The sequence below is a fragment of the Okibacterium sp. AC114 genome, assembly GCF_979253355.1.
In genome coordinates this window covers 2,067,054-2,084,595 of the sequence record NZ_CEEDBR010000001.1, presented here as the reverse complement: position 1 = coordinate 2,084,595, position 17,542 = coordinate 2,067,054, and the positions used below count along the sequence as shown (strand labels likewise).

Here is a 17,542-nt window from a genome sequence, read left to right as displayed (position 1 = left end):
GCGGGGATGAAAGGTGCTGTCCTGGTCGACGGGGCCCGACCGGTGGTGCGGGTGCGTGACTTTCGGACTCGAGGTCGCTGGCGGCTGCGGCGGATGCTGCAGGGGCCTGATGCTGTCGATGCTGCGGATGGGCGCGCTGCCCCGGAGAGCGGCGGCGTTGCCGGTTTCAGCGCGCTGCGGGGAGGGAGAACCTTGCCCGGGCACGTGATCGCCGGCGCGAAATGCGCGGCGTCAAGAGAGCGTACCGGATGCCGGGACCTGACCCGGAATCGGCGCGGACTCGTCGACGAAATCGCGGATCGCTTCGGCGAGTCACACGGGAGCGAACTCCTGCACGTTGTGCCCCGCCTCGATCCGTACCGAACGTGAACCGGGAACGCGGTCGAGGAATTCCCGCTCGGTCGCGTCGTCGAGGAAACCGTGCGAGGCGCGCACGAGCAGCACGGGGATGTCGAGCCGCTCGAACGACGCCCAGACGCTCGCCAGCTCGAACGTGAGGGGCACTCGGTCGCCCAGGTTGGCGAGGTGGTGTTTGAAGATGACCGTGCCGTCGGGCTGCTCGCGCGTGTTCAGCCACACGCCGCGTTCGAGGGCCCGGCGGTCGGTGCCGATGCCGAACGCGATGGCGCGGTCGACGATCTCGTCGCGCGAGCGGAACGGCTCGGGCGCCTGCAAGAAGTCGCGCACCGACTGCGCGCCCTGCTCGTGCAGCCCCGGCGTGATGTCGACGATGACGAGCGCGTCGGCGGATGCCTGATCCTCGGCCGCGATGACCGCCGCGGTCAGGCCGCCGAGCGATTGGCCGACGAACACCTGGGGCCCCGGGCCATCCACGACCTGTTCGATGAGCGGGCGCAGCGACCGGGCGTTGGTGGCGGGGGAGTAGTCGGCGTCGTCCCGCCAGGCCGAATCGCCGTGACCCGGCAGATCGACGGCCAAGGCGTTGCGGCCGAGCGCCTGAACGGTGGCATCCCACGTGTGGGCGTTGAGGCCCGCGCCGTGCAGGAACGTGAACTCGGGGCCGCCGTCGCCCCACTGCAGATACGAGATGGCGCGGCCATCCGGGTCGACCACGCTGTCGCGCCGCCCGGGCAACGGCACATGGTCGGGGGTGTTCAGGATGCCGCGGTGCTCGAGTTCGCCGGCGAGGAACCGGAATTCGTCCGGGCCGTCGACGTCGCTGTGATCGAGAGTCATGCCTCTAGTCTCTGACATCGGGGGCGGGCGCACGAGTCAGGCGGCCAGATCGTGACTTCTCGTGACATCTCCAGACGCGTCGGGACAAGATAGGGATATGAGCACCCCGCGCCACTACCCCCTGCCCGGCACGTACAACTTCCGCGAGGTGGGTGGCTATCACGCGGGGTCGTCGACGACGAAGTGGGGCAAGCTCTACCGGTCGGATGCCCTGAACCGCCTGACCGACGAGGCGCGCGACGATCTGCGGCAGCGCGACATCCGCACCGTCATCGACCTGCGCGACGACGAGGAGCGGCGCCACAACCCCAGCCTGCTCGAGGGGCTGCCCGTGCGCGTCGTCGAGTCGCCGATCTTCAGCGGGTCGGCGTCGTCGTTCCTGGCCTCTGACATCACGCTGGCCCGACTCTATGAGACGGTCGTGACCGAGAATGCGGATGCCATCGTGCGCGCCATCCGCGTGATCGCGTCGTCGGGCGAGGGTGAGGGTGCCGTGCTCGTGCATTGCACGGCCGGCAAGGATCGCACGGGGCTCGTCGTCGCCTTCGCGTTGCTCGCGGTGGGTGTCGACCGGCAGGAGGTCGTCGCCGATTACGCGATGACGCAGCAGAACCTGCCCGACTCGCTCATGGCGCCGATCATCGCGCGGCTGAAGGCGCTGCACGTGCCCGATTCGACCACGATCGACGAACTCGTGTGGGGCTCGCCCGCTCATGTGCTCGAAGAGACGATCGACCTCGTGGTGCGTCAGCACGGCAGCGTGCGCGCGTTCTTGACCGACAACGGGTTGACCGAAGGTGAGCTGGATGACCTCGCTCACGTCCTGCTCGAGCGCGCCTGAACGAACGCCCCGAGAAGTTCTCAAGATAGGTAAGGCATGCCTATACTGAGAGCGTTATGACGAACGATTCCGTCCTCCCCGAGCACGCCGACAGCGGCTCTTTCGCCCACCTCGGTCACGGGGCCCACGGCGGACGTCACCGCACGCGCGTGCAGTACTTGCTCGCGGGTGACGAGACGGTTCTGGCCGAGGTTCAGGCGCTCGCCGCAACGCTTCCGCTGTGTGCAACGGGCCGCATCTTCGTCGAGGTCGCCTCAGAGGCGGATGTCTTCGAGCTGTCGGCGCCGCCGCGCATGACCGTCACCTGGTTGGCGCGTTCGACGCGCCGCGGGTCGGTCGGTTCTGGCCGTGCCTGTGCCCGAGGTGAGGCCGTTTCCCGTGCCGCGCGCGCCTGGGCGAGCGAGATGCTGTGCGACGATCCCGAATCGGCGCACATCTGGCTGGGCGGGGACGAACGCGGGGTGGCCGAGACGTATCGGCACCTGACCGTGGGGCTCGACATCCTGCCCGATCACATTCACGGCGCAGCGCGCGCCTAAGGGTCCACCCTTCGGTCGAATTCGCGCGGGCAGCGGACGACTCTGCGCTCACCGTAGCGGTCAGATCGCTCGCGATCACCCGCTCACCGTGACGTGCCGTCGGCGGCAGCCGATCGCTCAGCCGCCCCCGGCGTCAGTGTCGGCGCGTCTAGCCGCGCGGGCTCGCGCCCAGCTCCTTGTCGACCTGCGGCAGGACCTCGGTCGCGAAGAGCTCGATCGAGCGCATCATGAGCGGCTGAGGCACGCCCGACCAGTCCATCTGCAGGGCGTGGCGGTCGTAGTCGAGGTGCTGGTGCAGCGCGATCATGCGGTCGGCGACCTCGTTGGGGCTGCCGGCGAAGATGGCGCCGCGGGGGGCGGCCTGCGCGTCGAACGAGGCGCGGTCGGGGGTGGCGAATCCGCGCTCGGCCGAGATGCGCGCCATGCTGTCGATCCAGTAGGGGAAGAATGTGTCGCGCGCCTCCTGGCTGGTCGGCGCGATGAAGCCGGGGCCCGAGATGGCGACCTTCAGGGCGTTGGCGTCGTGGCCGGCCTCGGTCGCGGCGCGGCGGTAGAGGTCCACGAGCGGCGCGAAGCGTTCGGGGTAGCCGCCGATGACGGCGTAGTTGATGGGCAGTCCGAGAACTCCGGCGCGGATGCTGGACTCCGGGTTTCCGCCCGTCGCCACCCAGATGTCGAGATCGTGTCCGTCGGGTCGGGGAAGGATCTGAGCATCCGTCAGTCCGGCGCGGAACTTGCCGCGCCATGTGACGCGTTCCTGTGCGCTGATGCGCAGCAGAAGGTCGAGCTTCTCTTCATAGAGGGCGTCGTAGTCCTCGAGGTTCTGGCCGAAGAGAGGGAACGATTCGATGAACGATCCTCGGCCTGCGGTGAGCTCGGCGCGGCCGTTCGACAGTAGGTCGATGGTGCTGAACTGCTGGTAGACGCGCACGGGGTCTTCCGTCGAAAGCACGGTCACGGCGCTGCCCAGGCGGATCTTCGAGGTCACGGTCGCGGCGGCCGCGAGCACGGTCGCGGGGGAGGAGATGGCGTAATCGGGGCGGTGGTGCTCGCCGATGCCGAACCAGTGCAGGCCGAGTTCGTCGGCGAGCTTGATGCGCTCGATCGTGTTCGCAAGCTGTTGACGGGGTGAGATCTGCTCGCCCGTGACGGGGTCGCGGTGGATGTCACCAAAACTGTAGACGCCTAATTCCATACTTATGAATACAACCAGAGGTTAGAGAAAATTCCGGCATTCTCTCGGGGATTCGCTGGACCACGTTGCGGGCTTTAGGTAAGGCAAGCCATACTTAGGTAGTGCTTACTACGACGGATGCCCCGACCGCCGCCCCTGCCTCCGAGCCCGTGCTGCCCTACCGCTGCTTCACCGTACGCGTGAAACGCGTCGACCGCCTCACGCCGCACTTCATCCGCGTGACTTTCCACTCCGACGACCTGCAATACTTCGGCACCGACTGCCTCGATCAGCGCATCAAGGTCGTGCTGCCCCTCGCCGAGACGGGCCTCGACACGTTCCCGCAGGGCGGGGATTGGTGGGATGCCTGGCGCGCTTTGTCCAACGAGCAGCGCAACCCGTTCCGCACCTACACCGTTCGTGCCGTGCGTCCCGCCGAACGCGAGGTCGACGTGCTGTTCGTCTCGCACGGCGACTCCGGTCCCGCCTCCTCGTGGGTCGCGAACGCCACGGCCGGCGACGAGGCCATCCTGGTCGGCCCCAACGCCCTCAGTCCCGACAGCGCGTCGGGCATCGCCTGGAACCCCGGCGCCAGCCGCCGCCTGCTGCTCGCGGGCGACGAGACGGCGGCTCCCGCCATCCTCGCCATTCTCGAGTCGTTGCCTCACGATGCAACGGGCAGCGTGTTCATCGAGGTTCCCGACGCGGCCGACGTGCTGCCCGTGGTGGCGCCCGAGGGTGTCGATGTGACGTGGTTGCCGCGGGCCGACGCTGAATCCGCCGCCGCTTCTGCCGCTTCCGCTTCCGCTGCTGCCCCGGCCGTCTACGGTGCCCGTCTCGTCGAGGCCGTCGGCGCGTGGGTCGACAAGTTCTGCCTCGACTGCGAACCCGTGGCCGACGCATCCGCTCTGGCTCGCGCCGTGGCCGACGACGAGGGCGAGACCGACAACGGCGTGCTGTGGGACGTGCCGGCCGACAGCGCATCCGACGCGGTATCCGGCCCCGCCGCGGGCGACCAGAATGCCGCCCAGGCCCCGCGCCGCGACGACCTCTACGCCTGGCTCGCGGGCGAGGCCGGCGCCATCAAGACCCTGCGCCGCCACATCGTCACCACCAACGGCATCGACCGCCGCCAGGTGGCCTTCATGGGCTACTGGCGCATCGGCAAGAGCGAGATCTAGCCCCGGCCGCCGCCCCCGACCACAGTTTCCCTCCGCGCCGCCACCTCGGGGCGCCCCCTCGTCGTGCCCCGGCACCGTTCCACCCGCCCTCTCGAAAGGACCCCGTGACCACCTCACGCCGCCTCCGCCGCCTACCCGCCCTGGCCCTCGCCACCCTCACCGCCACCGCGCTCCTCGCGGGCTGCTCGTCCTCGGCCGAACCCGCGTCGACCGCTGGTGCCTCCGCCGACGGAGCCTTCCCCGTGACGATCGACTCAGCGCTGGGCGAGGCCGTCATCGACGCGAAGCCGAAGCGCATCGTGACGATCGGTCAGGGTTCGGCCGATACGGCCGTCGCGCTCGGCACCACCCCCGTGGCCGTCGAAGAGCAGGTCTGGGGCGGCGACGCCGACGGGCAGCAGGCGTGGGTGCGCGAGGCCATCGAGAAGCGCGGCGACGAGTTGCCCGCGACCTTCACGGTGACGCCCGAGATCGACATGGACGCCGTCGCCGAGGCCGAGCCCGACCTCATCCTGGCGCCGCAGTCGGGAATCACGCAGGACCAGTTCGATGTGCTCTCGCAGCTGGCGCCCACGGTCGCCTACCCGGGCGAGGCGTGGTCGACCGCCTGGGACGACCAGATCGAGATCATCGGCGAGGCACTCGGCCAGAAGAAGGATGCCGAGGGCCTCGTCGACGACATCCGTTCGACCCTCGGAAAGGTCGGCGAGGAGCACCCCGAGTTCGCCGACCTGACGTTCGCCTACCTCTACACGGGCGAGCCGGGCACGCTCGGCGTCTTCCAGCCGAACGAGCCGCGCGCCGCCATCCTCGAACTCATGGGCCTCAAGAGCGACCCGATCGTCGCGCAGCAGGAGGTCACGGCCGGCACCGCATCGAGCGTCCTCGGCCTCGAGAACGCCGACCTGTTCGACGACACCGACCTCATCTTCAGCTGGTTCTCGGATGCCGAGGAGCAGGCCACGATCGAGGCGCAGCCGCTCTATGCGCAGATCCCCGCCGTCGAGCGCGGCTCGGATGTCGTCACCTACGACAAGCAGTTCGTCAACGCCGCGAGCATCATCACGCCCCTGTCGGTGCCGTGGGTGCTCGACGAGTACGTCGACCTGATCGCCGACGCCGCCACGCGCGTTCCCCGCTAAACCTCGCTCATCCCCGCCGCTCGCCGCGCGAGCACCCCGCACCATCCACCTTCAGGAGCTCCTCTCATGTCCACCACCTCGTCCCGCCGTCTCGGGCTGCGCGCCCTCTCGGCCACCCTCGCCGCGGGCCTCGGTCTCGCCGGCCTCGTCGGATGCTCGACCTCGGCGTCGACCGATACGGGTTCGTCGTCGTCATCCGATGCCGCTTTCCCGGTCACCATCGAGTCGGCGCTCGGCGAGGCCGTCATCGAGAAGAAGCCCGAGCGCGTCGTCACGATCGGCTGGGGGTCTGCCGACACGGTCTACTCGCTCGGCACCACCCCCGTGGCCATCGAGGCGGACCGCTGGGCTGGCGACAAGGATGGCCTGCTGCCCTGGTTCCGCGAGGCCGTCGAGAAGAACGGCGACACGCTGCCGGCGACGTTCGACGTCTACCCCGAGATCGATGTCGACAGCATCGTCGAGGCCGACCCCGACCTCATCCTGGCGCCCCAGTCGGGTTTGACGGCCGACCAGTACGACGTGCTGTCGCAGCTCGCGCCCACTGTCGCCTACCCCGACCAGGCGTGGCAGACCCCCTACGACACTCAGATCGAGATCATCGGCAAGGCGCTCGGCAAACCCGACGAGGCGAAGGATCTGGTCGACGAGATCGATACGACGCTCGCCGACGCCGCGGCATCCCACCCCGAATACGCCGATCACACGTTCGCTTACGTCTATGCGGGCGGCGAGCCGGGAACCCTGTCGTTCTACCAGAAGGGTTCGGCACGCGTCGACATGCTGTCGGCCCTCGGCCTGAAGATGGACGAGACGGTCGCCGAGCAGCCCATCACGCAGGGAACATTCACCTCCGTCGTGGGCCTCGAAAACGCCGACATGCTGAAGAACGTCGACCTGTTGATCACCTGGTTCAACGACGAGGACGAGGAGAAGGCCACCGAGCAGCAGCCGCTCTACGCGCAGATCCCGGCCGTGCAGCGCGGCTCCTACATGGTTTCGCTCGACCGGCAGCTGGGCATGGCCGTCTCGGCTCTGACGCCGCTGACGGTGCCGTGGGCGCTCGACAAGTACCTGCCGCAGATCGATGAGGCACTCGCGAAGGTCGGCGAGTAGCCTCACCGCATGACCGCCGTCTCTCCACCCCGCGCGAAGGCGCCGCACGTCGATGTTCCCGTCGCCGTGCGGCGTCGTCGCGCCTGGGCTCGGTCGGTGGGGCTCGTGATCGCGGTGGTGGTGCTGGGTCTCCTGGTGCTCGTCAGCCTCTCGGTCGGCTCGAAAGAGATCCCGCTGGGGGATGTCTGGGCGGCACTTTTCGGCAACCCGCCCGACGACTACACGGCCACCGTGGTCGAGTCGCGCATCCCGCGCACACTCCTGGCCGTCGTGGTCGGAGCCGCCCTGGCGGTGGCGGGAGCGGTCATGCAGGGCGTCACGCGCAACCCGCTGGGCGACCCGGGCCTGCTCGGCGTGAACTCGGGGGCGGCCGCCACGGTCGTGACCTCGATCGCGTTCTTCGGCGTCTCGGCCGCGGGCAATGTGTGGCTGGCCCTGCCCGGCGCGGTGGCCGCCGTCGTCATCGTGTATGCGATCGGCCACGGCAGGGGGCACGGTTCACCGGCCCGCCTGGTCCTGGCCGGCGCCGTCGTCACGGCCGTGTTCTCGGCCTACGTGCAGGCGATCTCGCTGAGTTTTCCCGACGCCTTCGCCGCCTACCGGTTCTGGGTGATCGGCTCGGTCGCGGGCCGCGGCTTCGACACGTTCTGGAACATCCTGCCGTTCATCGTCGTGGGTCTGGTGCTCTGTCTGAGCCTCGTGGGGCCGCTCAACGCCCTGGCGCTCGGCGAGGATTCGGCGGTCGCCCTCGGAGCGCGCCCGGGTGTCACGCGGCTGGTCGGGGGAGCGGGCACGACGCTGCTCGCGGCGGCCTCGACGGCGGGTGTCGGCCCGATCGGTTTCGTGGGCCTGGCGGTGCCGCATATCGTGCGCGCGCTCATCGGCGGCGATCACCGTTGGCTGCTGCCGTTCTGCGTGGTGCTGGGGCCGGCGCTCGTGCTCACGGCCGATGTCGTGGGGCGTGTCATCGCGCGGCCCGACGAGCTCATGGTGGGCGTCATCACGGCGTTCATCGGCGCACCCGTGTTGTTCATCGTCGTGCGGCGTCTGGGGGCCCGCGCGTGACGCGCGTCGATGTTGCGGCCATTGCGGCCGGCGGCGCGTCTCGGCAGCCGGCTCGCACGTTCCGACTGGGGTCGTGGCTCTCGTTCCGTTACCGGCTGCGCCCGCTCGTCGTGTCGCTGCTGCTCGTCGTCGTCACCGTCGTCCTCGGCGTCGCGACGCTCACGCTCGGCCGCCTCGGCATCGCGCTTCCCGACCTGCCAGCGGCTCTGCTCGGCGACGTGTCGGGCACAGAGAAGTTCATCCTCGGTGTCATCCGCGGCCCCCGTCTGGTGGTCGCCGTCGGTGCCGGTTTCGCTTTCGGGGTGGCGGGCAGCATCTTCCAGCGCGTCACGCGCAATCCGCTGGGCAGTCCGGATGTCATCGGTCTGACGGCCGGCGCATCGGCGGGCGCCGTCTCGGTCAGCCTGTTGTGGCCGAACGTCATCCCCGTGCCCGTCGGAGCATTGATCGGTGCCGTCGCCGCCATGATCGTCGTCTACGCGTCGACGGGTCGTGGTTTCGCCGCCCCGCAGCGTCTCATCGTGGCGGGTATCGGCGTCTCGGCGCTGTCGCTCGCCTTCGTGCAGTTCGTGCTGAGCCGCGCTCAGCAGGAACAGGCCACCGTGGTCTCGGGATGGCTGAACGGAAGCCTCGAGGCCAAGGACTGGTCCGATGCCGCCGTCGTCTGGGTCTCGGTGATCGTGTTCACGGGTCTAGCCCTCGCCCTCGCGCCGCGCACCCTGTTGGTCGAGCTGGGCGACGACATCGCGGATGGTGTGGGCGCCAGGTCGTCGGCCACGCGCGTGTTCATCGTGCTCCTCGCCATCGCGCTGTCGGCGGCAGCCGTGAGCGTGTGCGGCCCCATCGCCTTCATCGCCCTGACGGCGCCGCACATCGCCCGGGCCCTCACGCGCGACGCGGGTGCGGGCCTTCTGGCCGCGGGACTCACGGGTTCCGCCTTACTGGTGGCCGCCGACCTCCTCGTGCAGCAGGCGCCGCTGCCGCAGCAGCTTCCGGTGGGCATCGTCACGGCGGGGATGGGCGGCCTGTTCCTCGGTTTCCTGCTCATCCGCCAGTGGCGCCGCACGGGCTGACGCCCTTCACCCGCGCTACCCGCGCTTCTTCGGCAGGTAGCCGCCCTTCTCCAGACCGGCCTCGATCTCGAACCGGTTCTTCAACGGATTGCGCCCGCTCGCCGCGTAGTACAGCGGAAACAACATGCCGTATGTCTTCCACTGCTGCTTGTGCACGGCCTCGTGTTCGAGCACATCGTCCGACACGTTGTGGTCGGTCAGGTAGCACGCCCCGACGCAGCTCCCGCCGCGCCCGAACGTCCACTTCGGCATGCCCGTGAACACGAAGAGGCCGTTCCTCCGCTGCACGCGGCCGGTGCTCCAGATGGTGCCCCAGACCAGTCCGACGAGGGTGGCGTAGAGGTAGCCGAGCCAGGAGAGGGGCGAGCTCAGGAGCGTTCCTTTCACGCCTCGGCCCGGTAGGTCTCGAGCAGCCGCAGCCAGATCTCGCTGATGGTGGGGTAGGAGGGCACGGCGTGCCACAGTCGCGACAGCGGCACCTCGCCGACCACCGCGATGGTGGCCGAGTGGATGAGCTCGGACACGTCGGGCCCGGCGAAGGTCACGCCGACGATGACCTGGCGGCTTTCGTCGACGATCATGCGGGCCTGTCCTTCGTACCCGTCGGCGTGCAGGGCGCTTCCCGCGACGTTGCCGAGCGCATAGTCGACCACGCGGATGTCGAGCCCCTGGTCGGCGGCCTGCTTGGCGGTCAGGCCGACCGACGCCACCTCCGGCTCGGTGAAAACGACCTGCGGAACGGCCTGGTGGTCGGCCGTCGCCACGTAGTCGCTCCACGGAACGGGGTTGGATGCCTCATCCCCCTGCGCACGCGCCGCGATGACCATGCCAGCGGCCCGCGCCTGGTACTTGCCCTGGTGGGTGAGCAGGGCGCGGTGGTTCACGTCGCCGGCGGCGTAGAGCCAGCCACCCTCGACGTCGGTGACGCGCATGGTGTCGTCGACGCTCAGCCAGTCCCCATCGCTCAGGCCGACGGTCGCGAGCCCGAGGTCGCCCGTGCGGGGCGTGCGACCCGTTGCCACGATGATCTCGTCGGCGACGACGTGCTCGCCGTCGTCGAGGGTCACGGTGACCTCACCGCTGTCGGCGCGAGACACGGAGGCGGGCGAGCCGTGCACGACGGTGGCTCCGCGCGAACGCAATTCGGCGGCCACGAGGTCTCCCGCGAAGGGTTCGTAGGTGCCGAGCAGCCCGGAGCGCGCGATGACCGTGACGGCCGAGCCGAGCGCCTGGTAGGCCGTGGCCATCTCGGCCGCGACGACGCCCCCGCCGATGATGACGGTGCGGGCGGGGATCTGTTCGACGGCCGTTGCTTCGCGGCTCGTCCACGGCGCCACGTCGGCGAGGCCGTCGATGTGGGGGAGCAGCGCGGCGGATCCGGTGCACACGGCGACGGCGTGGGTGGCGTGCAGCGTGCGCGTGCCGTTCTCGGTGGTCACCTCGACGACCTTCTCGCCCGCGAGTCGTCCGTGCCCGCGCACGAGGTCGATGCCCGCACCCGTCAGCCACTCGACCTGGCCCGAGTCGTTCCATTCGCTCGTGAACGAGTCGCGGCGTTTCAGCACGGCGGCCACGTCGAGCGTGCCGGTCACACCCACCTTCTCGGCGGCGTGCAGGGCCTGTCCCGTGCGCAGCAGAGCCTTGGATGGCATGCAGGCCCAGTAGGAGCATTCGCCGCCGACCAGTTCGCTTTCGACGATGGCCACGCTGAGCCCGGCTTTGTGCGCGTAGTCGGCCACGTTCTCGCCGACGGGTCCGGCGCCGATCACGATCAGGTCGTAGGTGTGTGAGGTCATGGCTATCTTCCTTCGAATTGCGGGGTCGTTCGGGTGAGGAAAGCTTCCATCCCGATGCGGGCGTCTTCCGACGCGCTCAACCGGGCCAGGAGCGCGGGCAGCTGCGCTTCGGCGGCGGCGTCGGGCCCGCGGTGGGCGAGCTTGGCGTTCTGCAGGGCGGCCTGCACGGCGAGTGGGGCTTGGGCGGCGATGCGTTCGGCCAGGGCTATGGCGTGCTCGAGCTGCTGCCCGTGCGGCACGATGTCCTGCACGAGGCCCAGCCGGCGCGCCTCGTGGGCGTCGAATTCGTCGCCCGTGAGCACCCAGCGCATGGCGTTCGACCAGCCGGCGGTCTTCGCGAACCGCGTGGTGGCGCCGCCGAAGGGCAGGATGCCGCGGCTCACCTCGAGCTGCGCGAACCGCGTCCCTTCGGCCGCCACGACGATCTCGGACGCGAGGGCCAGCTCGATGCCGAGCGTGAAGCAGATGCCCTGCACGGCCAGCACGACGGGTTTGGACAGCTGCGTGCCGTCGACCTGCCACGGATGCCGACCGTCGGGCGGCACGATCTCGAGCGTCCCAGCCTGCACGCGCGGACCGATGTCGGCGAGGTCGAGCCCCGCCGTGAAGTGCTCACCGACGGCGTACACGACGCCCACCCGCAGCTCGGGCTCGCGGTCGAGCAGGCCATACGCCGAGGACAGCTCGCTGAGCATACGCGCGTCGGCGGCGTTGCGTTTCTCGGGGCGGTTCAGGCCGATGAGCAGCAGGTGGCCGCGCCGCTCGACCAGCACGCGCGCGTCGGTGGTGGCGGCCGCGGTCTCGGTGGCGGCGGCCGCGGTATCCGCAGTGCCGTTGGCCGTTGCGTCGGCGGCGTTGGCGGCGTCGGCAGCGTTGGCGGCGTCGGAGTCGGGCACAGGCGTCGTTGCAGGTGTCATATCGCTCACGTTACCCGCCTCCCGTCCGCGGTCAGCGGGCGATCGCTCCGATGAGGCGCAGGATGGTGCCCAGGTCGTCGTCGGCCGCTTCTGCGCTGGCGGGCGCAAACCCGGTGAGGCTGGCACCGGCGAGCGTGAACCGCTCCTTCAGGGCGACGATCGCCTCGACGAGCGTGGCCGATTCGACCCCGAAGGGTTCTGGCCCGGTGATGCCGGCGATCCGCGCGGGGTCGAGCACATCGAGGTCGACGTGCACATAGACGAAACGGGCCCCGGATGCTTCGACGGCGGCCACGAGGTCGTCCGCTGTCGTGCGCTCCACCGTCAGGGCGGTCATGCCCGAACCCTCGATGAAAGCGGCCTCGGCGTCGTCGAACGCCCGGGCACCGGCGAGCACGACGCGCTCATCGGCCACGGGATGCTCGGCGGTCAGCGGCCAGGCCCCGTCGCCCATGACGGCGCGCAGCACCATGCCCCCGAAAGCGCCGGATGTCGAGGTATCGGGTGTGTGCAGATCGCCGTGCGCATCGAACCACACGACGGCCAGGTCGGACCCGTGCGCGCGAGACGCGTGGTCGATGGCGCCGAGCGCGACACCGCAGTCGCCGCCGACGACGAGCACGGGTTCGGCGTTTTCAGCCTCCTCATCGCCCTCGCGGGCGACTCGGTCATACCGTTCGAGCGTGGCGACGACGGCTTCCCGCACCATCTGTATCGACGACGCTCGGTGAATGCCCGTGTCCATCGCCGACCCGGCTTCGAGCGGAACCTGGACGACCTCGGTGCGCGAGGCGGGCAGGTCTCCCCGAATCGCCTCGGCACCGTCGATCAACTGCATGGCCCGAGCGGAGGGCGAACCCTGCCACTCGGGCACCACGAGGTAGCGCATGGGGTCTCGCTCCGCAGCCCTGAGCTTAGGAACCGGCGCCCGGCGTGTAGGGCGGGTTCGGAGCCTCGACGGCGGCGCGGCTGGGGCTGCCCGACTTGAGCGCGGCCAGACGGGCCTCGACTTCGGTCAGCTCGCCGAGGTCGTCGAGCGATTCGAACTGGGCGTCGAGGCTGGATGCCGACAGCTCGGCCTGGCCCTTCACCTTGGCCTCTTCGCGGCGGATCTTCTCTTCGAAGCGGCTGACCTCGCTGGTCGGGTCCATGATATCGATGCTCTTGACGGCGTCGTGCACGCGGGCCTGCGCCTCGGCCGATTTGGCGCGGGCGACGAGTTCGTTGCGCTTGGACTTGAGCTGCTCGAGCTTCTGCTTCATGCCGTTCAGCCCGTTCTTCAGCTGATCGACGACCTGCGTCTGCGAGGCGATTTGCGGCTCGGCGGCCTTGGCCTCGTTCTCGGAGCCGATCTGGCGCTGCAGCGCGACCTTGGCCAGGTTGTCGAACTTGTCGGCGTCGGCGGCGTGCCCGCTGCTGCGGTATTCGTCGGCCTTGCGGCTCGCGGCGATGGCCTTGTTGCCCCAGTCGGCCGCGGCCTGCACGTCTTCGCGGTGGTCTTCTTCGAGCAGGCGCAGGTTGCCGATGGTCTCGGCGATGGCGCTTTCGGCGTCGGCGATGGAGGCGGTGTAGTCACGCACCATCTGGTCGAGCATCTTCTGCGGGTCTTCCGCTCCGTCGAGCAGGGCGTTGATGTTCGCCTTCGCCAACTGCGTGATCCGGCCGAAAATGGACTGTTTCGCCATGGTGCTCCCTCTCGTCAAGCGGTGTGATTCCCACTCTAGGGCTGGCCACCGACGCCGGCATCAGCTTTTGCAGAGAGAACGCACAGAATAGGATGTCGCGCCCGCACGCCCTTCTGTGTCACCGTGTTACACACCCGTTGCCCCTGTCGGTGGTGCGGGGCAGGATAGAAACACCACCACCACTCGCACCTCAGAAAGGGGGCCACCCATGCACGATCTCCACACCGATCTGCGTCTCGCTGTCATCGAGGTCGCGAGCATGCGTGAGCACGCCCCCGATTACGACGAATTCGTGGCCCAGCTCATCGGGCGCACCGTGTCGGAGGCCGAGAGCGCCGGCTGGCAGGTGTCGCGTCACGCGGCCGCCGATCTCGGGGCCGAGGCGCTGCTCGAGGTCACCGACAAAGCCGACGCCATCGTGATCCTCGGGGGAGAAGACATCCACCCGCGCCACTACGGCGAAGAGGTCGGCTACCCGGGCGAGGGCGTGCACTACGACGACGCCGATCTCGCGCAAATCGCCGTGGCCCGCCGTGCCGCCGAGCGTGCAACGCCTCTTCTCGGCATCTGCCGCGGTCACCAGGTCATCAACGTGGCTCTGGGTGGCACGCTCATCCCCGATCTGGGCGACGAGAGCGGCCACCGCAACATCGACGTCCCCATCGAAGACGTGCTCACGCCGCACGAGATCCAGCTCGAGCGTTCCTCCACTCTGGCGCTCCGCCTCGGCGGCGCCGCCGTCACCGTGCAGAGCGCCCACCACCAGGCCGTGGGTCGCCTGGGCGAAGGCCTCATCGCGGTCGGCTGGTCGCACGACGGCCACGTCGAGGCCATCGAGCACCAGGTCCTGCCGATCACGGGCGTGCAGTTCCACCCCGAGGCGCCGTCGTCGCCCGCCGGTCAGCTCGCGGGTCTCCTCGAGGGTCTCGCGCGCGAGGCCGAGCGCGCCCAGCTCCTCGCCGCCTGACCTCCTCGCCGCCTGACCCGGCTTCTCGCTGAGCGTTCCACGCGTGGCATCCGCTCGCTCCCGCCGCGGTCGCCTAGCGTTGAACCCATGCACGACGACCGCTACTCCACCGATGTCCTCGCCGGCGACTGGAAGGGCCGCAACAAGCCCGTCATCCCCACGCAGCCGGCCACGCTCGACCTGGTCGTCGAAGACATCCGCACCGGATGGGCGGGCGCCATCACGCGCGTCGAGGGCAAGATGGTCGAGCTCGAGGACTGGAAGGGTCGCCGCCGCACGTTCCCCTTGGGCTCAGGCTTCCTGCTCGAGGGGCAACCGATCACGTTGGTCGCGGCACCTCGGGCTTCCGCCGGGCGAGCGCGCACGGCATCCGGATCGTTCGCGGTCGAGCAGGAGCGCGCCCGGGTAGCCCGCAGCAGCCGCATCTTCGTCGAGGGCAAGCACGACGCCGAGCTCGTCGAGCGCGTGTGGGGCGACGACCTCCGCATTGAGGGCGTCGTTGTCGAGTTCCTCTCGGGTGTGGACGACCTCGACCAGATCGTGCGCGATTTCACGCCCACCCGTGACCGGCGCGTCGGTGTGCTCGTCGACCACCTGGTGCCGGGCTCCAAGGAGAGCCGCATCGCCGAGACGGTGGCGCGCGGGCCTTTCGGTGCGCACGTGCTGGTGGTGGGACATCCCTATGTCGACGTTTGGCAGGCCGTGAAGCCGGAACGCCTAGGGCTCGCCGAGTGGCCGACCATCCCGCGTTCGATGGAGTGGAAGAAGGGCATCTGCAAGGCGCTCGGATGGCCGCACGAGACGCAGGCCGACACGGCCAGGGCCTGGCAGCGCATCCTCGGCCAGGTGCGCACGTTCGCCGACCTCGAACCGCAACTGCTCGGCCGCGTCGAGCAACTCATCGACTTCGTCACCGAACCAACCGCCTAAAGCGGCAATCACCGGCAGGTATCGCATCGCCGGAACGGCGAGCCATAAACACGGTGCCTCTGACAGGATTTGAACCTGCGACTTCTTCCTCCGGAGGGAAGCGCTCTATCCACTGAGCTACAGAGGCGGACTACTCGTAGAATCTACCAGACATCCCGCGCCCGGCATCGCCCCGCTCAGGGGGTGATCGGGCCCCGGAAACGCATGCGAAGATATCTCACATGCAGCGCACCGTATCGGCCGACCTCCGCTTCGACCTGGGTGCCACGAGCGATGTGATCCTCTCGCTCGCCGTGGCCGCCGCCACTCCGCTGTTCACCGAAACGCTCACGTGCACGCGTGATGGCGAACCGGTTCCGGTGACCGAGCTCATCGACCGGCACGGCGCCCGGCTCCACCGCGTTCGAGCGGATGCCGGCAGCTATGTCGTGCGCTACGACGCCGTCGTCGCGGCCGATCGCCTGCCCGAGCCCGTCGACCCCGTCGATGTCATCCGTTATCTGCGCCCGTCCCGCTACGCCGAGTCGGACCGCATCGCCTCGTTCGCCGCGCAGACCTTCGGGGGAGCGCAGGGTTTCGAGCTGCTCGACCGCGTCGTCGACTGGGTCTCGAACACGCTGTCCTACGTGCCCGGTTCGAGCGTCGGCACCGACAGCGCCATGTCGACCTTCGCTTCCTCACAGGGTGTCTGCCGGGACTACGCGCATCTGACGATCGCCCTGCTGCGCGCTCGCGACCTGCCGGCCCGCATGGCCTCGGTCTATGCCCCGGGCCTGTCGCCCATGGACTTCCACGCCGTCGTCGAGGCCTACGTCGACGGCGCCTGGTACGTCGTCGATGCCACACGCCTGGCACCGCGGCAGTCGCTCGTCCGCATCGCCACGGGCCGGGATGCCTCGGATGTCGCGTTCCTCACCAACCATTGGACGGGCCTCACCCTGAATGACGTGTCGGTCATGGCCACGTCCGAGGAGCTCCCGCGTGACGACGGCTGGTCGCGCGTCCAGCTCGGCTGACCCGCTGACCCGCTGACCCGTCGACCCGTCGACCGGCTGGCTCGCTGTCGCGTCGACCGGCTGGCTCGCTGTCGCGTCGACCGGCTGGCTCGCTGTCGAGTCGCCGACCGATCCGCACTCGCTTTTTTGGCGCGGGGTTAACGCACGAATGCCCCGGCCGAAACCGGGGCATTCGTCATCCAGTGTCTAGGACGCCGGCAGGTGGGGGATGGCCGCCATGAGCAGCTGCTGTGCGTCGCCCGGCTCGAGGAACTCGTCCGAGGACAGCGTCAGCCAGTAGGAGCCGGTGAAGACCTGCGCCTGGCCCTTCGCGCCGACCATGTTGAAGTAGCCCTCGACACTCGCGGCGTCGCCGTAGGTGGGAACCGAGCCGCCGGCCTGGAACGCGATGTTCTTGAGCGACGTCAGCTGGTCGTCGGTGAGCTTCGCCAGCCCGAGGTCGATAGTCGACTCGCTCGTGTTGTTCTTCCACTGGCAGGTCAGGCCGTTCATGCCGGCGATCTGTCCGGCCTTCGAGTCGACGGCCGGTTTCGCGGCGGGCAGTGCCGTGTAGTTGGGGTTGTAGTCGTAGACGTCCTGCAGCGTGAGCAGTTGGTCGCACGTCACGCCGACGGGGGCCGAGATGACGGCGTCGGAGGTGGGGGCGGCGGTCGCGGCGGGGGTCTCGGTGGCGGTCGGGGTGGCGCTCGCCGTCTCGACGGGGGTGGGTGTGCCGGTCGACCCAGACGACGCGCCACACGCGGTGAGCGCGGTGAGGGCGACGATTGCGGCGACGGACAGTGTGGCGGCGCGCGATGCGCGGGCTACCCGGGGCGACAAGGCCATGACTTTTCCTCCTGTTGAGCGGTCTCGTGAACCATACCAAGCACAGATCACGCGCTCCGTTATATAGCCCCGTTTCGA

Annotated in this window: 18 protein-coding genes and 1 tRNA gene; 10 read left to right on the top strand and 9 right to left on the bottom strand. The window is 69.3% G+C overall.

Going from position 1 to position 17,542, the window contains the following annotated elements; all coding sequences use genetic code 11:
* Positions 1-312: 312 nt before the first annotated feature.
* Complete coding sequence (locus tag ACZ6IE_RS09755) at positions 313-1,197, bottom strand: alpha/beta fold hydrolase (RefSeq protein ID WP_464607779.1); 885 nt, start codon at positions 1,195-1,197, stop codon at positions 313-315.
* A 97-nt stretch (positions 1,198-1,294) separates the two neighbouring features.
* Between ACZ6IE_RS09755 and ACZ6IE_RS09750 the strand changes: the two genes are divergently transcribed.
* Both ACZ6IE_RS09750 and ACZ6IE_RS09745 read left to right on the top strand, forming a co-directional pair.
* Complete coding sequence (locus ACZ6IE_RS09750) at positions 1,295-2,038, top strand: tyrosine-protein phosphatase (protein WP_464607778.1); 744 nt, start codon at positions 1,295-1,297, stop codon at positions 2,036-2,038.
* 56 nt (positions 2,039-2,094) lie between these two features.
* On the top strand, positions 2,095-2,577 hold the full coding sequence (locus tag ACZ6IE_RS09745) for an SIP domain-containing protein (RefSeq protein WP_464607777.1): 483 nt from the start codon (positions 2,095-2,097) through the stop codon (positions 2,575-2,577).
* Positions 2,578-2,725: 148 nt separating this feature from the next.
* Here the strand turns inward: ACZ6IE_RS09745 and ACZ6IE_RS09740 are convergent, their stop codons facing one another.
* Complete coding sequence (locus tag ACZ6IE_RS09740; protein WP_079728332.1) at positions 2,726-3,772, bottom strand: LLM class flavin-dependent oxidoreductase; 1,047 nt, start codon at positions 3,770-3,772, stop codon at positions 2,726-2,728.
* Positions 3,773-3,873: 101 nt separating this feature from the next.
* On the opposite strand from ACZ6IE_RS09740, the gene ACZ6IE_RS09735 reads away from it, so the two are divergent.
* The 5 genes from ACZ6IE_RS09735 to ACZ6IE_RS09715 all read left to right on the top strand — a co-directional run bounded on the left by ACZ6IE_RS09735 (position 3,874) and on the right by ACZ6IE_RS09715 (position 9,328).
* Positions 3,874-4,932 (top strand): siderophore-interacting protein, encoded by a 1,059-nt coding sequence (locus ACZ6IE_RS09735; RefSeq protein ID WP_464607776.1) that lies wholly within the window; start codon positions 3,874-3,876, stop codon positions 4,930-4,932.
* Between the two features lie 104 nt (positions 4,933-5,036).
* Complete coding sequence (locus ACZ6IE_RS09730; RefSeq protein ID WP_464607775.1) at positions 5,037-6,074, top strand: iron-siderophore ABC transporter substrate-binding protein; 1,038 nt, start codon at positions 5,037-5,039, stop codon at positions 6,072-6,074.
* Between the two features lie 66 nt (positions 6,075-6,140).
* A complete protein-coding gene (locus ACZ6IE_RS09725) occupies positions 6,141-7,190 on the top strand; it encodes an iron-siderophore ABC transporter substrate-binding protein (protein WP_464607774.1) in 1,050 nt (349 codons plus the stop codon).
* A 9-nt stretch (positions 7,191-7,199) separates the two neighbouring features.
* Positions 7,200-8,255, top strand: coding sequence for a FecCD family ABC transporter permease (locus ACZ6IE_RS09720; protein WP_464607773.1), 1,056 nt, complete (start codon positions 7,200-7,202; stop codon positions 8,253-8,255).
* A complete protein-coding gene (locus tag ACZ6IE_RS09715) occupies positions 8,252-9,328 on the top strand; it encodes a FecCD family ABC transporter permease (RefSeq protein ID WP_464607772.1) in 1,077 nt (358 codons plus the stop codon). Before ACZ6IE_RS09720 ends, ACZ6IE_RS09715 begins: the two co-directional genes overlap by 4 nt.
* Before the next feature lie 15 nt (positions 9,329-9,343).
* On the opposite strand, the gene ACZ6IE_RS09710 is transcribed toward ACZ6IE_RS09715, so the two are convergent.
* The 5 genes from ACZ6IE_RS09710 to ACZ6IE_RS09690 are packed head-to-tail and all read right to left on the bottom strand — an operon-like array spanning position 9,344 to position 13,726.
* Complete coding sequence (locus ACZ6IE_RS09710; protein ID WP_077055359.1) at positions 9,344-9,715, bottom strand: Fe-S oxidoreductase; 372 nt, start codon at positions 9,713-9,715, stop codon at positions 9,344-9,346.
* Entirely contained in the window at positions 9,712-11,124 is a 1,413-nt protein-coding gene (locus ACZ6IE_RS09705) for a dihydrolipoyl dehydrogenase family protein (protein WP_464607771.1), read from the bottom strand. Before ACZ6IE_RS09705 ends, ACZ6IE_RS09710 begins: the two co-directional genes overlap by 4 nt.
* A 2-nt stretch (positions 11,125-11,126) precedes the next feature.
* Positions 11,127-12,041, bottom strand: a complete 915-nt coding sequence (locus ACZ6IE_RS09700; protein ID WP_464607770.1) for a crotonase/enoyl-CoA hydratase family protein — start codon at positions 12,039-12,041, stop codon at positions 11,127-11,129.
* A gap of 31 nt (positions 12,042-12,072) precedes the next feature.
* Positions 12,073-12,930: an arginase family protein gene (locus tag ACZ6IE_RS09695; protein WP_464607769.1), complete on the bottom strand. Its 858-nt coding sequence runs from the start codon at positions 12,928-12,930 to the stop codon at positions 12,073-12,075.
* A gap of 25 nt (positions 12,931-12,955) precedes the next feature.
* Complete coding sequence (locus ACZ6IE_RS09690; protein ID WP_077055362.1) at positions 12,956-13,726, bottom strand: PspA/IM30 family protein; 771 nt, start codon at positions 13,724-13,726, stop codon at positions 12,956-12,958.
* A 208-nt stretch (positions 13,727-13,934) separates the two neighbouring features.
* Between ACZ6IE_RS09690 and ACZ6IE_RS09685 the strand changes: the two genes are divergently transcribed.
* Together ACZ6IE_RS09685 and ACZ6IE_RS09680 are read left to right on the top strand one after the other, a co-directional pair.
* The gene (locus ACZ6IE_RS09685) at positions 13,935-14,693 is read left to right on the top strand and encodes a gamma-glutamyl-gamma-aminobutyrate hydrolase family protein (protein WP_464607768.1); all 759 of its coding nucleotides are present in this window, start codon (positions 13,935-13,937) and stop codon (positions 14,691-14,693) included.
* An 87-nt stretch (positions 14,694-14,780) separates the two neighbouring features.
* Positions 14,781-15,623 carry a DUF3097 domain-containing protein gene (locus tag ACZ6IE_RS09680; RefSeq protein ID WP_464607767.1) on the top strand — a complete coding sequence of 281 codons (843 nt, stop codon included), beginning with the start codon at positions 14,781-14,783 and terminating at the stop codon, positions 15,621-15,623.
* 54 nt (positions 15,624-15,677) lie between these two features.
* On the opposite strand, the gene ACZ6IE_RS09675 is transcribed toward ACZ6IE_RS09680, so the two are convergent.
* Positions 15,678-15,750 (bottom strand) — tRNA-Arg (locus tag ACZ6IE_RS09675).
* 94 nt (positions 15,751-15,844) lie between these two features.
* Here ACZ6IE_RS09675 and ACZ6IE_RS09670 point away from each other — a divergent pair.
* Complete coding sequence (locus ACZ6IE_RS09670) at positions 15,845-16,639, top strand: transglutaminase-like domain-containing protein (RefSeq protein WP_464607766.1); 795 nt, start codon at positions 15,845-15,847, stop codon at positions 16,637-16,639.
* Positions 16,640-16,825: 186 nt separating this feature from the next.
* Here the strand turns inward: ACZ6IE_RS09670 and ACZ6IE_RS09665 are convergent, their stop codons facing one another.
* A complete protein-coding gene (locus tag ACZ6IE_RS09665; protein WP_464607765.1) occupies positions 16,826-17,464 on the bottom strand; it encodes a hypothetical protein in 639 nt (212 codons plus the stop codon).
* Positions 17,465-17,542: the final 78 nt, after the last annotated feature.

Coding starts and splice junctions, on each gene's coding strand:
- ACZ6IE_RS09755 (WP_464607779.1), bottom strand. CDS start 1,197: ATGACTCTCGATCACAGCGACGTCGACGGCCCGGACGAATTCCGGTTC.
- ACZ6IE_RS09750 (WP_464607778.1), top strand. CDS start 1,295: ATGAGCACCCCGCGCCACTACCCCCTGCCCGGCACGTACAACTTCCGC.
- ACZ6IE_RS09745 (WP_464607777.1), top strand. CDS start 2,095: ATGACGAACGATTCCGTCCTCCCCGAGCACGCCGACAGCGGCTCTTTC.
- ACZ6IE_RS09740 (WP_079728332.1), bottom strand. CDS start 3,772: ATGGAATTAGGCGTCTACAGTTTTGGTGACATCCACCGCGACCCCGTC.
- ACZ6IE_RS09725 (WP_464607774.1), top strand. CDS start 6,141: ATGTCCACCACCTCGTCCCGCCGTCTCGGGCTGCGCGCCCTCTCGGCC.
- ACZ6IE_RS09720 (WP_464607773.1), top strand. CDS start 7,200: ATGACCGCCGTCTCTCCACCCCGCGCGAAGGCGCCGCACGTCGATGTT.
- ACZ6IE_RS09705 (WP_464607771.1), bottom strand. CDS start 11,124: ATGACCTCACACACCTACGACCTGATCGTGATCGGCGCCGGACCCGTC.
- ACZ6IE_RS09700 (WP_464607770.1), bottom strand. CDS start 12,041: ATGACACCTGCAACGACGCCTGTGCCCGACTCCGACGCCGCCAACGCT.
- ACZ6IE_RS09695 (WP_464607769.1), bottom strand. CDS start 12,930: ATGCGCTACCTCGTGGTGCCCGAGTGGCAGGGTTCGCCCTCCGCTCGG.
- ACZ6IE_RS09690 (WP_077055362.1), bottom strand. CDS start 13,726: ATGGCGAAACAGTCCATTTTCGGCCGGATCACGCAGTTGGCGAAGGCG.
- ACZ6IE_RS09685 (WP_464607768.1), top strand. CDS start 13,935: ATGCACGATCTCCACACCGATCTGCGTCTCGCTGTCATCGAGGTCGCG.
- ACZ6IE_RS09680 (WP_464607767.1), top strand. CDS start 14,781: ATGCACGACGACCGCTACTCCACCGATGTCCTCGCCGGCGACTGGAAG.
- ACZ6IE_RS09670 (WP_464607766.1), top strand. CDS start 15,845: ATGCAGCGCACCGTATCGGCCGACCTCCGCTTCGACCTGGGTGCCACG.
- ACZ6IE_RS09665 (WP_464607765.1), bottom strand. CDS start 17,464: ATGGCCTTGTCGCCCCGGGTAGCCCGCGCATCGCGCGCCGCCACACTG.